Raw genomic sequence first — 13,014 nt, 5'->3', positions numbered from 1 at the left:
CCCGGAGGGATGGTTGGAACCTCACCACCGATCCTGTTGCATGTGTCCCATGCAACAGGTGAAGGCCGTCGTGGCCATGAGCAAGGGTGCCCCCGTCGAGGTCGTCACCATCAACGTCCCGGACCCCGGTCCGGGCGAGGCGGTCGTGCAGGTGCAGTCCTGCGGGGTCTGCCACACCGACCTGCACTACCGCGAGGGCGGGATCAACGACGAGTTCCCCTTCCTGCTGGGCCACGAGGCCGCGGGTGTCGTGGAGGCCGTCGGCGAGGGCGTCACCGACGTGGCCCCCGGCGACTTCGTGGTGCTCAACTGGCGCGCGGTCTGCGGCCAGTGCCGGGCGTGCAAGCGGGGCGAGGCGCAGTACTGCTTCGCCACCCACAACGCCACCCAGAAGATGACCCTGGAGGACGGGACCGAGCTGTCGCCGGCGCTGGGCATCGGCGCCTTCGCCGAGAAGACCCTCGTCGCCGCCGGTCAGTGCACCAAGGTCGACCCCGAGGCCCGTCCGGCCGCGGTCGGCCTGCTCGGCTGCGGCGTGATGGCGGGTCTGGGCGCCGCCATCAACACCGGTGGCGCGACCCGCGGCCGCAGCGTGGCCGTCATCGGCTGCGGCGGCGTGGGCGTCGCGGCGGTCGCGGGCGCCGCGCTCGCCGGCTCCAGCCCGATCATCGCCATCGACATCGACCCCAAGAAGCTCGAGAAGGCCACGGAGCTCGGCGCCACGCACACCATCGACTCCAGCACCACCGACCCGGTCGAGGCGGTCAAGGAGATCTGCGCGCAGTACTACGAGGGCGCCGACGGTGCCGACGTCGTGGTCGAGGCCGTGGGTCGCCCGGAGACCTGGAAGCAGGCGTTCTACGCCCGCGACCTCGCCGGGACCGTCGTGCTGGTCGGTGTCCCGACCCCGGACATGACGATCCCCGAGATCCCGCTCATCGACGTCTTCGGCCGCGGCGGCTCGCTGAAGTCCAGCTGGTACGGCGACTGCCTGCCCTCGCGGGACTTCCCGATGCTCGTCGACCTCTACCGCCAGGGCCGGCTCGACCTCGACGCGTTCGTCACCGAGGAGATCGGGCTCGACGCCGTCGAGGCGGCCTTCGAGACGATGCACCACGGCGGCGTGCTGCGCTCGGTCGTGGTCCTCTGATGTCGGCACGCATCGACCACGCCGTCGTCTCCGGCACCTTCTCCCTCGACGGGGAGACCTTCGACGTCGACAACAACATCTGGGTCGTCGGTGACGACCACGAGTGCGTGGTCATCGACGCCCCGCACGACGTCGAGGCGATCATGGCCGTGGTGGGGGAGCGCAGCGTGCGCGCCATCCTGTTGACCCACGCCCACGACGACCACTGCCGCGTCGCGCCGGCGCTGCGCGAGCGCGTGGTCGCGCCGATCATGCTGCACCCGGCGGAGAAGCCGCTGTGGGAGCTGACCCACACCGACCACCTGTGGGACGTCGACCTCGCCGACGGCTTCGAGGTGCAGGTCGGCGGCACCACGTTGCGCGCGATCCACACCCCGGGCCACGCCCCGGGGGCGGTCTGCTTCCACGCGCCGGCGCTCGGCGTCGTCTTCACCGGCGACACGCTCTTCCAGGGCGGCCCCGGGGCGACCGGTCGCTCCTTCAGCGACCGGCCGACCCTCGAGGCCTCCATCCGCGCGAGCCTGTGGCAGCTGCCCGACGACACGGTCGTGCACACCGGCCACGGGGACGACACCACCATCGGCGCGGAGAAGGCCTCGCTGGGCTGAGCGTCCGACGAGCCGTCGTACGTCTCCCGGCGACCGACCTTCCGCACGCGACACGCCGGGCGGAGCGAGCCGAAGGTCGGTCGCGGGGACGGCGCTCACCCGCGCCCGCGCAACCAGATCTCGCGGTCGATGCCCTCGAGGGCGCGTCGTCGGGCGACGGTGTGGGTCGGCACCCACCAGTCCGGGGGCTGCAGCGTCCACCGGGGCTCGGCGACCCGCTCGGACGCCAGGGCCTCGGCCACCCGCAGGCGGTCCACGAAGCGTCCCGAGCGCTGGTCGCCCGCCACCACGGTGAAGGGTTCGAGACCCACCTCCCGGAACAGCTGCTCGCGCTCCAGGTCACGGCGGCGTCCGCTGCGGGTGAGGTGGACGTCGCCGTCGTACTCGCCCAGCACGCCGGTGACCGGGTCGACCAGGTCGGGGGTGCCGACGTGGCGACCGGCGAGGTCGAAGACGGGTCGGTTCGCGAGCGGGCGCCGGCCCGTCGTCCGCTGCCAGGCCAGCCGCACGTGGGACTCCTGCGGGGACCAGCTGTTCTCGTCCGCGAGTGCGAGGGCAGCCACGGCCTGAGCCTGGCCACGGTGCCAGGGGTGCTCGTCGAGCCAGGCGCCGATCTCCTCCGGCGTGACCAGGTCGGCGTGGTAGGCCATGTCCAGCACCTCGACGGCGGCCTCGGGACCAGCCGCGTGCCTCATGGCGAAGCAGACCGCCGAGGCCGCGCACGCCAGGCGCAGCCCGTCGACGACCTCGAAGGTGCGGGGATCCACCCGTTCGTGGGACAACCGGAACGGCGGCTGCGGCCTGAGCAGCGCGTGCGTGCTGGTGAGGTCGACCGGGACCGTCGAGCCGTCCGGGCGGGTCCCGTCCGACCAGCGGTCGCCACGCCACCACAGGGCCGCCCACCCGGTCACCGCGATCCGCTCGGAGCGGAGCAGGACACCCACCTCCGCGATCCGCTGCCCCGCCGTCGGCTCGACGTGGGCGGGGACGTAGTAGCCGCGGCTCGTCCGGCGCCAGTCTGCTCCCGCCGCCTGCCGGCGGGTCGGACCGAGCAGACCCTGGGGGTCCACGCGGACCGGGACCGTCACTCCGTGGCGGCGTCCGATGACCGGTTCCATCCGCCCACCGTGCCCACGTCCGCCGTACGACGCTCGTGCCTCTCCACAGGCTTCGCCAGGGGCGCGGGTCCAGGCGGTGCACGACCGACCTTCCGCACGCGACACGCCGGGCGGAGCGGACCGAAGGTCGGTCGCGGGCAGGTGCGCGCGGCCATTTCAGCGGCCGGCCGCTGGAACTGTCGGCTCCGGGTCCGCCTCAGAGCGGGTCGACGAGCAGCGCCGTGCCGGCACCGGCCACCCTGGTCATGACCAGGGTGGCCTCGTCGTCGCCGGACAGCGCCAGCCGCTTGCGCAGCTCCTCCGGCACCACGTCGACGCCGCGCTTCTTGATCGTCAGCCGGCCGATCCCGCGCTCGCGCAGCGCGGCCTTGAGCTGCTTCTCGCGGTACGGCAGCTCCTCGCGCACGCGGTAGCCCCGTGCGAAGGGGGAGCGGTACGCCGCGTCGCTGCTGACGTAGGCCAGGTGCTCGTCCGGGAGCCACCCGCCGACCCCCGCGGCGACCGCCGTCACCAGGCCGGCGCGGATGACCGCCCCGTCGGGCTCGTAGAGGTAGGCGCCGACCGGGCCGGTGCCGACGGCGGTCGCGCCGGGGTCGTCCTCCTCGGTGAGGGTGGCCAGGCCGCCCCGACCGATGACGGTCGCGCGCCGCGCGCAGGTGGCCAACGAGCCGGCCCACAGCGCCGCCTCCTTGACCTCGCCGTGGTCGCTGACCCACTCGGCCTCGACGCCGTCGGGCACCAGGTCGTGCGGGATGCCGGGGGCCACCTTGACGCAGGAGTCCCGGCGCAGCAGCCCCTCCACGAACGACCAGGGCGGGGTCCAGTCGTCGACCGAGAAGGTGCGCCCGCGGGCCGAGCGGCGGGCGGGGTCGGCGAAGGCGACGTCGAAGGGCGTGGTGTCGACCTCGGTGGCGTCGGCCACCAGCACCGCACCGGGGAGCCCGAGCGCGGCCAGGTTGGCCTCGGCCACGGCGACCCGCACCGGGTCCAGGTCCACCCCCGCGCACACGATCCCGACCTCGGCGGCCGTGAGCAGGTCGCCGCCGATGCCGCACCCCAGGTCGACCAGGCTGCGGGCCTCGAAGGCCTGCAGCCGGGCCGCACGGTGCCGGGCGACGGCCGGACGGGTGGCCTGCTCCAGCCCGTCGGGGGTGAAGTACATCCGGGCGGCCAGGTCGCCGAACTTGGGCTCGGCCCGCCGACGCAGGCTGACCTGGGTGAGGGCCGCGGCCGCGTGCTCGGCCGAGGCGGTACGCCGCAGCCGGGTCTGCGCCGCCAGCGGGTCGAGGTCGGCGTACCCCTCCGCCTCGGCGAGCAGCGCCTGCCCGTCGTCGGTCAGCAGCCACCGGAAGGCCTCGAGGTCCACGCGCCGATCCTGCCAGCCGGTTTGGACCGGCCGAGCAGAGGGAGACTCCGCGACGTGCGCGCGCTCCTGACCCTCCTCGCCGCCCTGCCGCTGGTCGTGGCCACGGGCTGCTCCGACGGGGGCCTCACCGGCCCGGACCGACGCCTGGCGGACGGCGAGGTCGTGGTCGCGCTCGGGTCGCCCCCGGGTCGTGCGGTGACGCTGGTGACCCCGGCCGGCCGGATGACCTTCGTCGTGGGACCCGCGACCGAGGCGACTGCCTACGAGCGCGACCCTGCGCAGAGCATCGGCGCGCCCGACGACGGCGAGCTGGTGGGCATCGCCTTCCGGCTCGACATCGGAACGGGCTTCGACGGCATGCGGCAGGTCCCCGGCAGCGAGCCGGTCCTCCCGCAGGTGTCCCTCGTCGCCGACGGGGAGACCTACGCGCTGGACGCCTTCGAGGACGAGCTGCCGACGCGAGCCGACCTCTGGGTGGGCGTCCCCTCCGCCGAGGACCTCGCGATCGAGGTGGAGTTCGACGGCGTCGTGCAGCGTGCGGAGCTGGACGGCACGAGCGTCGCGAGCCTGGGCGGCGCCGGCCTCGCGGCACCGCTGTACACGCAGGCGGAGCAGCTGGCGCCTGCCACCGTCTCGTGCGGCACCCCGACCGTCGACGGCGGGCCGGTCGTGCCCCGCACCGCGGGTTGCCGGGTCGAGGTCGCCCGGGTGCCCTGGCTGGCCACCACCGGGTGGGTCGAGACCCCTGAGCAGTCCTGGCTGGTCCTGCGACCCCGCGTCAACGTCGGCTCCTTCGAGGTCGGCCGCGGGGAAGACCGCACGTCCTGCGGGGTGTACGACGCCCGTGCGGTGACCTACGTGCTCGACGGCGAGGAGCCGGTCTCGGTGACCCTGCTGCCCGGGGAGGACGAGCCCGGGTCCGGCGAGGAAATCGTCTTCGCCGTGGCCGGCGCGCAGGGCTCGTACGAGCTGGAGGTCACCGCCACCGGGACGGGCGGGGTCGAGCGACCCGGCTGTCCCGGGTCGCAGGAGCTGACCTGGCGGACCCGTCTGTACTGACCTCCCCTGGCACTCCCTAGGGGTGAGTGCTAGTTTCTGCATTGGCACTCTCGACCCGAGTGTGCCAGCGCTTGCACCGGTGCGGCCCCCGCGACGGCGCACCCCCGCAGGCGGCACCCACGTTCGTGAACCCACCGTGCAGAAAGTGGAGGTCGACAACAGTGTCGGTCAACATCAAGCCCCTCGAGGACCGGATCGTCGTCAAGCCGCTCGACGCCGAGCAGACCACCGCCTCCGGCCTGGTCATCCCGGACACCGCCAAGGAGAAGCCCCAGGAGGGCGAGGTCGTGGCCGTGGGCCCGGGCCGCTTCAACGAGGACGGCGACGAGCGCATCCCCATGGACGTCTCCGTGGGCGACAAGGTCATCTACAGCAAGTACGGCGGCACCGAGGTCAAGTACGGCGGGGACGAGTTCCTCATCCTCTCGGCCCGCGACGTGCTCGCCATCGTCGGCTGATCCAGCCCTCGGCTGAACCCCGGGTCGTGCGCCTGTGTCCTCGCGGGCGCCGGCGCACGACCCGATCTGTCTTCCGCAGCAGTTCCTGACAAGGAGTAGTAGTGCCCAAGATCCTGGAGTTCGACGAGAACGCCCGCCGTGCCCTCGAGCGCGGTGTCGACGCGCTCGCCAACACCGTCAAGGTGACCCTCGGCCCCAAGGGCCGCTACGTCGTGCTGGACAAGAAGTGGGGCGCGCCGACCATCACCAACGACGGCGTGACCGTCGCGCGTGAGATCGAGCTCGACGACCCGTTCGAGAACCTCGGCGCCCAGCTGTGCAAGGAGGTCGCCACCAAGACCAACGACGTCGCCGGTGACGGCACCACCACCGCGACCGTGCTCGCCCAGGCGATGGTCCACGAGGGCCTGCGCGCCGTGGCCGCCGGCGCGAACCCCATGGGTCTCAAGCGTGGTATGGACAAGGCCGCCGAGGCCGTCGGCGAGGCCCTCAAGGCCGCCGCCCGCGAGGTCGAGTCGGTCGAGGACATGGCCTCGGTCGCCACCATCTCCAGCCGCGACAAGCACATCGGCGACCTGCTCAGCCAGGCCTTCGACAAGGTCGGCAAGGACGGTGTCATCACCGTCGAGGAGTCCTCCACGATGGGCACCGAGCTCGACTTCACCGAGGGCATGCAGTTCGACAAGGGCTACCTGTCGCAGTACTTCGTGACCGACCCCGAGCGCATGGAGGCCGTCCTCGAGGACCCGTACATCCTCCTGCACCAGGGCAAGATCTCCTCGGTCGCCGAGCTGCTCCCGCTGCTGGAGAAGGTCATCGCCGCCGGCAAGCCGCTGTTCATCCTCGCCGAGGACGTCGAGGGCGAGGCGCTCTCGACCCTGGTGGTCAACAAGATCCGCGGCACCTTCAACGCCGTCGCGGTGAAGAGCCCCGCCTTCGGTGACCGCCGCAAGGCGATGATGCAGGACATCGCGATCCTCACCGGCGGCCAGGTCGTCGCCCCCGAGGTCGGCCTCAAGCTCGACCAGGTGGGCCTCGAGGTGCTCGGCCAGGCGCGCCGGGTCGTCGTCACGAAGGACAACACCACGATCGTCGAGGGCGCGGGCGACTCCTCCGCCGTCGAGGGCCGGGTCTCCCAGATCAAGGCCGAGATCGAGGCCACCGACTCCGACTGGGACCGCGAGAAGCTCCAGGAGCGCCTCGCGAAGCTGGCCGGCGGCGTGTGCGTCATCAAGGTCGGCGCCGCCACCGAGGTGGAGCTGAAGGAGAAGAAGCACCGCATCGAGGACGCCGTCTCCGCGACCCGTGCGGCCATCGAGGAGGGCATCGTCCCCGGCGGTGGCTCCGCGCTGGTCCACGCCGTCTCGGTGCTCGAGGACAACCTCGGTCTCGAGGGCGACGAGGCGCTCGGTGTCCGCATCGTGCGCAAGTCCGCCGACGAGCCGCTGCGCTGGATCGCCGAGAACGGTGGCGAGAACGGCTACGTCATCACCACCAAGGTGCGCGAGCTCGGCGTGGGCAACGGCTACAACGCCGCCACGGGCGAGTACGGCGACCTGGTCGCCCAGGGCGTCCTGGACCCGGTCAAGGTCACCCGCTCCGCGCTGGTCAACGCCACCTCGATCGCGGCCATGCTGCTGACGACCGAGACGCTGATCGTCGACAAGCCCGAGGACGAGGAGCCCGCCGCCGCGGGCCACGGCCACGGCCACGGCCACTGAGCGCTCCTGCTCCACGAGACGACCCCCGTCGGACCTGGTCCGGCGGGGGTCGTCCTCATCCGAGGTCCGCCCACCCCTGGCAGTCGGGTACGACGGCGGGCCGGTCGGTCCCGCGCGCGAGCCAGACCGGGTGCCCCTCGCAGGTGGTCCCGGCCCGCTCGTAGTGCTCGGCGACGGCGTCCGCGAGCAGCGTCCCGGCGGCCGGCGTCCAGGTCGTGAAGTCGACCCACTCCACCAACCACGTCGGGCGGTCGTCGGTGTCCACCAGGCGGCGCAGCTGCGCCAGGTCGGGGTCCAGGGTGCGCATGGGCAGCGACCACAGGTGCGGGTAGGGCGAGCCCAGCCCGCTGCCCAGCTGCAGGTGCGCCCGACCCCCGAAGACCGTCAGGGTGTCGCCGGGTGCGGCCGCCTCCCGCAGGGCGCGGGCGGTGTCGCGCTCGGGGTAGGCCTGCGCCCCGCTGACCTGGAGCAGCGCCCACCCGACCAGCCCGACGGCGGTCGAGAGCGCGGTGAACGCCACGGCCCCGCGCATGGCCGTACCGCGGCGGGAGGGCCGGCGCCGGGCCAGGAGGGCGGCCGCGAGGGCCGTGGACGGCACCAGCGCGAAGAGGTAGTCGCGCCAGTAGCTGCCGCTCACCACGAGCGCGGCGAGGTCGGCGGCCAGCATCACGGCGACCGCGGAGGTGAGCGTCGGGTCGTCGCTCCACTCACCCTGGGCGTGCACGACGAAGCCCCCGACGACCAGCACGAGCCCGGTCGCCACCGCGGCCAGCACCAGCACGCCGGCGCGGCCCAGCGGCGCGCCCGCGGGCTGGGTGGCCAGCACGACGGAGGCGTCCTCGCGGAAGGTGGCCACGGCGTACCACAGCGTCCCCGGCTCGACCCCGGCCGCGACCGCCCACCCCAGGCAGGCGAGCGCCGGCACGGCCGCGCCGGCCCCGGCGGCCAGGAGGGTCGCCACCAGCCGCCGCGGTCCCAGCCGGCCCAGCACGGTCGCTGCGACCAGCAGCACCCCGAGGAAGACGAGACCACCGCCCAGGCTCTGCTTGACGCACACGGCACTGGCCCCGCTGAGCCCCGCCGCGCCCGCCAGGGCCACGGCGCGCCACCGGTGTGCCTGCCGCACCGAGCGCAGGGCCAGCACCACCGACCCCAGCACCAGCGGGAGGCCGAGCAGCTCGGGCATCGCCGTGCCGACGGCGATGAGCGGGTTCGTGCAGGTCGCCGCGGCCGCGAGGGCCGCCCAGCCGGCAGCCCGCTCGCCGGCGACCGACCGGCCGGCGTACGCCGCCAGGAGGACGGCGAGCCCGCAGGCCAGCGCGGTCAGCACCCGGGTGCCGGCGAGGCCGCCCAGGGCGTCGCCCAGCCGGAAGAGGGCCAGCAGCAGGGGCGGGCGGTCCACGAAGAACGGGCCGTAGAGCTCCTCGGCGGAGGGTGCCCACGACCGGGCGACGAGGAGCAGGCCCGCCTCGTCGGGCCCGGGCGGTCTGCCCAGCGTCGCCAGGCGTAGCAGCACCGCCACCAGGGCCAGCACCAGCGGCGCACGACGGTCCTCGACCGCCCCGCTCACCCGCCCCCGCCACGACCTGCCGCTCCGCACGGCGCTCAGCGTGCCACCTCCGCCCCTCGGGTCGGGGCCACCGGGCGGGGGGAGCGGTCGCCCCGGTCACCTCGGTGCAACAACCGCGAAACAGGAGCCTGCTGCCATGGGCAGCATGTTGTGGAGAGTGCGTGCCAGCCTGCCCGACCGGCCCGGGGGCCTTGCCGACCTCGCACGCGAGTGCGCGGAGCGGGGCGTGGACATCCGCGCGGTGCAGGTCTTCCCCGGGGTCGACGCCGTCACCGACGAGCTGGTGGTCGAGACCCCCGAGGGCTGGGGCGCGGCGGAGGTCGCGCTGCTGGTGGAGTCCGCCGGGTGGCGGCACCTCGCGGCCCTCCCGTGCACGCCCGAGGCCCTCACCGACCAGCCGGCGCGCTACGTCGCGGCCGCGCGCAGGATCCTGGCGCGACCGCAGGCGTTCCCCGAGGTGGTGGCGCAGCTCTTCGACGCCCTGTCCGAGCCCGCGCCCGCCGGCGCGCCCGAGGACCAGGTCCTCGACGCCCTGGACGTGACGGTCGGCGACGTGCAGGTGCAGGTACGCCGGGCGGTGCCCTTCACCGACGTGGAGCGGGCGCGTGGCGTGGCGCTCGCGGGCCTGGTCAGCGACGTCCTGCGCCGCGGCGCGACCGCGGCACCCCCGCCGGTCGTCCCCGCGGGCAACCGGCGGCTCGGCGTCGGGTCGGTGCCGTCGTACGTCGTGGACGGGGACGTGGTCCGCGCCGTGGTGGACGGAGCCGTCGTGGGGCTCGCGACCGTGCACGCCCCGGTGCCGCCCGGTCCCGACGACGAGGGCGCGGTCGTGCGGCCGGTCACGCTGCGGGTGGACGCGGCCTGGCAGCGCCGCGGCATCGGGACCCGGCTGCTCGGCGACGTGTGCCGGTTGGCGCACACGATCGGCGCCACCGACGTCGTGCTGGAGACCCGGGCCGACAACCAGGCGGTGCTGCCGATGGTGCTCTCGGCCGGCATGCGGGGCCGGATCCGGATGGCCGGGGACCGGCTGACCGTGCGGGTGCCGGTCCGTGACCTGAGGCCGTTCGCCCGACCGTAGGATGGGGGAGTGGAGCTCCCGGAGAAGTTCGCCGCCCTCGGTCTCACCTACGACGACGTCCTGCTCCTGCCTGGTCATTCCGACCTGGCGCCGGCCGACATCGACACCTCGTCCCGGCTGACCCGCGAGATCACCCTCAACGTGCCGCTGCTCAGCGCGGCGATGGACACCGTGACCGAGTCGCGGATGGCGATCGCGATGGCCCGGCAGGGCGGCATCGGCGTGCTGCACCGCAACCTGTCGATCCAGGACCAGGCCTACCAGGTCGACCTGGTGAAGCGGACCCAGACCGGGATCATCTCCAACCCCGTCACCATCGGCCCCGACGCGACGCTGGAGGAGCTCGACCGCATCTGCGGTGAGTACCGCGTCTCCGGCCTGCCCGTCGTCGACCCCGACAACCGGCTGCTCGGCATCATCACCAACCGCGACCTGCGCTTCACCCCGGTCGCGGAGTGGGCGACCACCAAGGTCGACGAGATGATGACGCCGATGCCGCTGATCACCGGCCACGCCGGGATCTCCCGCGAGGAGGCGACGCTGCTGCTGCGCAAGCACAAGCGCGAGCGGCTCCCGCTCATCGACGACGACGACCGCCTGGTCGGGCTGATCACGGTCAAGGACTTCGTCAAGGGCGAGCAGTTCCCCAAGGCGACGTACGACGCCGACGGCCGGCTCCTGGTCGGCGCGGCCATCGGGTACTTCGGCGACGCCTGGGAGCGCGCCACGACCCTGGTCGAGGCCGGTGTCGACGTGCTGGTGGCCGACACCGCCCACGGCAACGTGCGGATGCTGCTCGAGATGGTCCAGCGGCTCAAGACCGACCCGGCGACCAGGCACGTGCAGGTCATCGGCGGCAACGTCGCGACCCGCGAGGGCGCCCAGGCCTTCGTCGACGCCGGCGCCGACGCCGTGAAGGTGGGCGTGGGCCCCGGCTCGATCTGCACCACCCGCGTCGTGACCGGTGTGGGCGTGCCGCAGGTGACCGCGGTCTATGAGGCCTCGCTGGCCACCAAGCCCGCCGGCGTCCCGCTCATCGCCGACGGCGGCATGAAGCACTCCGGCGAGATCGGCAAGGCGATCGTGGCCGGCGCCGACTGCGTGATGCTCGGCTCGCTGCTGGCCGGGTGCGAGGAGTCGCCGGGCGACCTGGTCTTCGTCAACGGCAAGCAGTTCAAGGCCTACCGGGGCATGGGCTCGCTCGGCGCGATGTCGTCGCGGGGCAAGAAGTCCTACTCCAAGGACCGCTACTTTCAGGCCGAGGTCACCTCCGACGACCAGATCGTCCCCGAGGGCATCGAGGGCCAGGTCGCCTACCGCGGCCCGCTGGCCGCCGTCGCCCACCAGCTCATCGGCGGGCTCAACCAGACGATGTTCTACGTCGGCGCCCGCACCGTGGCCGAGCTGCAGGAGAAGGGCCGGTTCGTCCGGATCACCCAGGCCTCGCTCACGGAGTCGCACCCGCACGGCGTGCAGATGACGGTCGAGGCGCCCAACTACACGGGTCGCTGACCAGGGCTCGCGGCTCAGCGCCCGAGCAGCACCACCCGGGACTCCTCGATCGCGAAGTCCTCACCCTGCAGCACGACCACGGCCTCGTGGTCGTCAAGAGTGGCGCGGTCGCCGACCTCGTCGCCGTCGGTCACGACCGAGCCGTACGTCGTCGCGTCGGTGTCGACGACCTGGAGCTCGACCCCGGCATCGGCTCGCCAGGTGGCCATGCGCTCCAACCAGGCGTCGGCCCCGGCCGGCTCGCGCTGGACCAGGACGGTCTCAGCACCCTGGGCCAGGGTCACGCCGACCCCGTCCAGGGTGAAGAGCTGCTCGCCCGTGGCCCGGTCGACCCCCGTGAGCATCCCGTCGACGTACACCGCGGTGAGTCGGTCGTCGACCTGGTGCGGCTGGTAGGCGCTCTCGTAGCCGCCCGGCTCGTCCACCGCCGGCAGCGCGCTGATGGTGGCCCGCTCGGGGTCGATGCCCCAGCTCGCCTCGCCGTCCGTGGCGGTCACGACACCACCGGCCTGCGGCGCGCCGGCGAGCAGGGCGCGCTCCCACGGGACGTCGAGCTCGACGGTCTCGTCGGGTGAGACCACCCACAGACGATCGCCGGCGTCGACCAGCGCGCGGTCGCCCCACACGTTGAAGGACTCGACGTCGTCGACCACCGGCAGCTCGGCCACGGGGTCGCCGTCGTCGACCGAGAGCAGGGAGGCGGAGCGGTCCCCGGGCAGGAACGCACCGACCACACCGATCTCATCGAGCATCTGTCCTGAGCTGTACGTCGGCAGGATCCGCTGCACCCGGGTGGTCCAGGCGGTGGAGCCGTCCTCCAGCCTCAGGCCCCTGAGCTCTCCGGCACCGCCGTCCTGGACGACCATCAGCTGCTCGGAGGTGGCCAACAGCCGTAGGGGGTCCTCGCGCGCTCCTGTCGCCTGCCAGACGGGCTCCAAATCCGAGCTCAGCACGTCCTCGCCTGCCGGGTCCTCGTCCTCCCACGCCTGCAGCGTGCCGTCGTCCCGGCTCAGCGTGATGAAGCCACCCTCGGGGCGTAACCACGCCTGGTCGGCGACGTCGATCCTCAGCTGTCTCATCACGCTGCCGTCGCCACGATCGAGCAGGGCCACACGACTGGGGGAGGCGAGGAGCACCCGGGAGTCGTCCCAGTCCAGCACGCGGTAGGCGCCGCCCGGGAGCGTGCTGGACCACGCGATGTCGTCGCGTGCCGACCACCAGGCCGCTGCAACCAGCGCGCCGACCAGGAGGGTGACTCCCGCGACGACGGTGCCGGCCATGACCGGGAGGGATCGTGGGCGGGGGGAGGCCATGGGCCGCTTCTACCCTCCTGCCCGAGATCCATGCGGGCGCCCGCCACCGCCGGCGAGC

The 13,014-nt window shown here is 73.5% G+C and carries 11 protein-coding genes; 7 read left to right on the top strand and 4 right to left on the bottom strand.

Translation table 11 applies throughout. The annotated features are described in order from the left end of the window. The first annotated feature begins 49 nt into the window (after positions 1-49). On the top strand, positions 50-1,150 hold the full coding sequence (locus tag ACYVID_RS09215) for an S-(hydroxymethyl)mycothiol dehydrogenase (protein WP_460736415.1): 1,101 nt from the start codon (positions 50-52) through the stop codon (positions 1,148-1,150). Further along, complete coding sequence (locus ACYVID_RS09210) at positions 1,150-1,758, top strand: MBL fold metallo-hydrolase (RefSeq protein ID WP_460736414.1); 609 nt, start codon at positions 1,150-1,152, stop codon at positions 1,756-1,758. Before ACYVID_RS09215 ends, ACYVID_RS09210 begins: the two co-directional genes overlap by 1 nt. 95 nt (positions 1,759-1,853) lie before the next feature. Here the strand turns inward: ACYVID_RS09210 and ACYVID_RS09205 are convergent, their stop codons facing one another. Both ACYVID_RS09205 and ACYVID_RS09200 read right to left on the bottom strand, forming a co-directional pair. Beyond that, positions 1,854-2,876 (bottom strand): hypothetical protein, encoded by a 1,023-nt coding sequence (locus ACYVID_RS09205; protein ID WP_460736413.1) that lies wholly within the window; start codon positions 2,874-2,876, stop codon positions 1,854-1,856. Positions 2,877-3,072: 196 nt separating this feature from the next. After that, a complete protein-coding gene (locus ACYVID_RS09200; protein ID WP_460736412.1) occupies positions 3,073-4,242 on the bottom strand; it encodes a class I SAM-dependent methyltransferase in 1,170 nt (389 codons plus the stop codon). Between the two features lie 54 nt (positions 4,243-4,296). Between ACYVID_RS09200 and ACYVID_RS09195 the strand changes: the two genes are divergently transcribed. From ACYVID_RS09195 to groL, 3 genes are all read left to right on the top strand, one after another. Beyond that, complete coding sequence (locus tag ACYVID_RS09195; protein WP_460736411.1) at positions 4,297-5,301, top strand: hypothetical protein; 1,005 nt, start codon at positions 4,297-4,299, stop codon at positions 5,299-5,301. Between the two features lie 161 nt (positions 5,302-5,462). Next, the gene (groES, locus tag ACYVID_RS09190; protein ID WP_179530124.1) at positions 5,463-5,759 is read left to right on the top strand and encodes a co-chaperone GroES; all 297 of its coding nucleotides are present in this window, start codon (positions 5,463-5,465) and stop codon (positions 5,757-5,759) included. Positions 5,760-5,860: 101 nt separating this feature from the next. Then, positions 5,861-7,480, top strand: a complete 1,620-nt coding sequence (groL, locus tag ACYVID_RS09185) for a chaperonin GroEL (protein ID WP_460736410.1) — start codon at positions 5,861-5,863, stop codon at positions 7,478-7,480. 55 nt (positions 7,481-7,535) lie between these two features. Here groL and ACYVID_RS09180 read toward each other — a convergent pair whose 3' ends face one another. Next, on the bottom strand, positions 7,536-9,050 hold the full coding sequence (locus ACYVID_RS09180) for a hypothetical protein (protein WP_460736409.1): 1,515 nt from the start codon (positions 9,048-9,050) through the stop codon (positions 7,536-7,538). 157 nt (positions 9,051-9,207) lie between these two features. Between ACYVID_RS09180 and ACYVID_RS09175 the strand changes: the two genes are divergently transcribed. Both ACYVID_RS09175 and guaB read left to right on the top strand, forming a co-directional pair. Next, positions 9,208-10,131, top strand: coding sequence for a GNAT family N-acetyltransferase (locus tag ACYVID_RS09175; RefSeq protein WP_460736408.1), 924 nt, complete (start codon positions 9,208-9,210; stop codon positions 10,129-10,131). A 9-nt stretch (positions 10,132-10,140) separates the two neighbouring features. Further along, positions 10,141-11,643, top strand: coding sequence for an IMP dehydrogenase (gene guaB, locus ACYVID_RS09170; protein ID WP_460736407.1), 1,503 nt, complete (start codon positions 10,141-10,143; stop codon positions 11,641-11,643). 14 nt (positions 11,644-11,657) lie between these two features. Here guaB and ACYVID_RS09165 read toward each other — a convergent pair whose 3' ends face one another. After that, complete coding sequence (locus ACYVID_RS09165) at positions 11,658-12,956, bottom strand: hypothetical protein (protein WP_460736406.1); 1,299 nt, start codon at positions 12,954-12,956, stop codon at positions 11,658-11,660. Between the last annotated feature and the right edge of the window lie 58 nt (positions 12,957-13,014).

It is taken from the genome of Nocardioides ginkgobilobae (assembly GCF_054781275.1).
The sequence above is the reverse complement of the archived record's forward strand: the minus strand, read 5'-3'. Positions and strand labels throughout refer to the sequence as shown.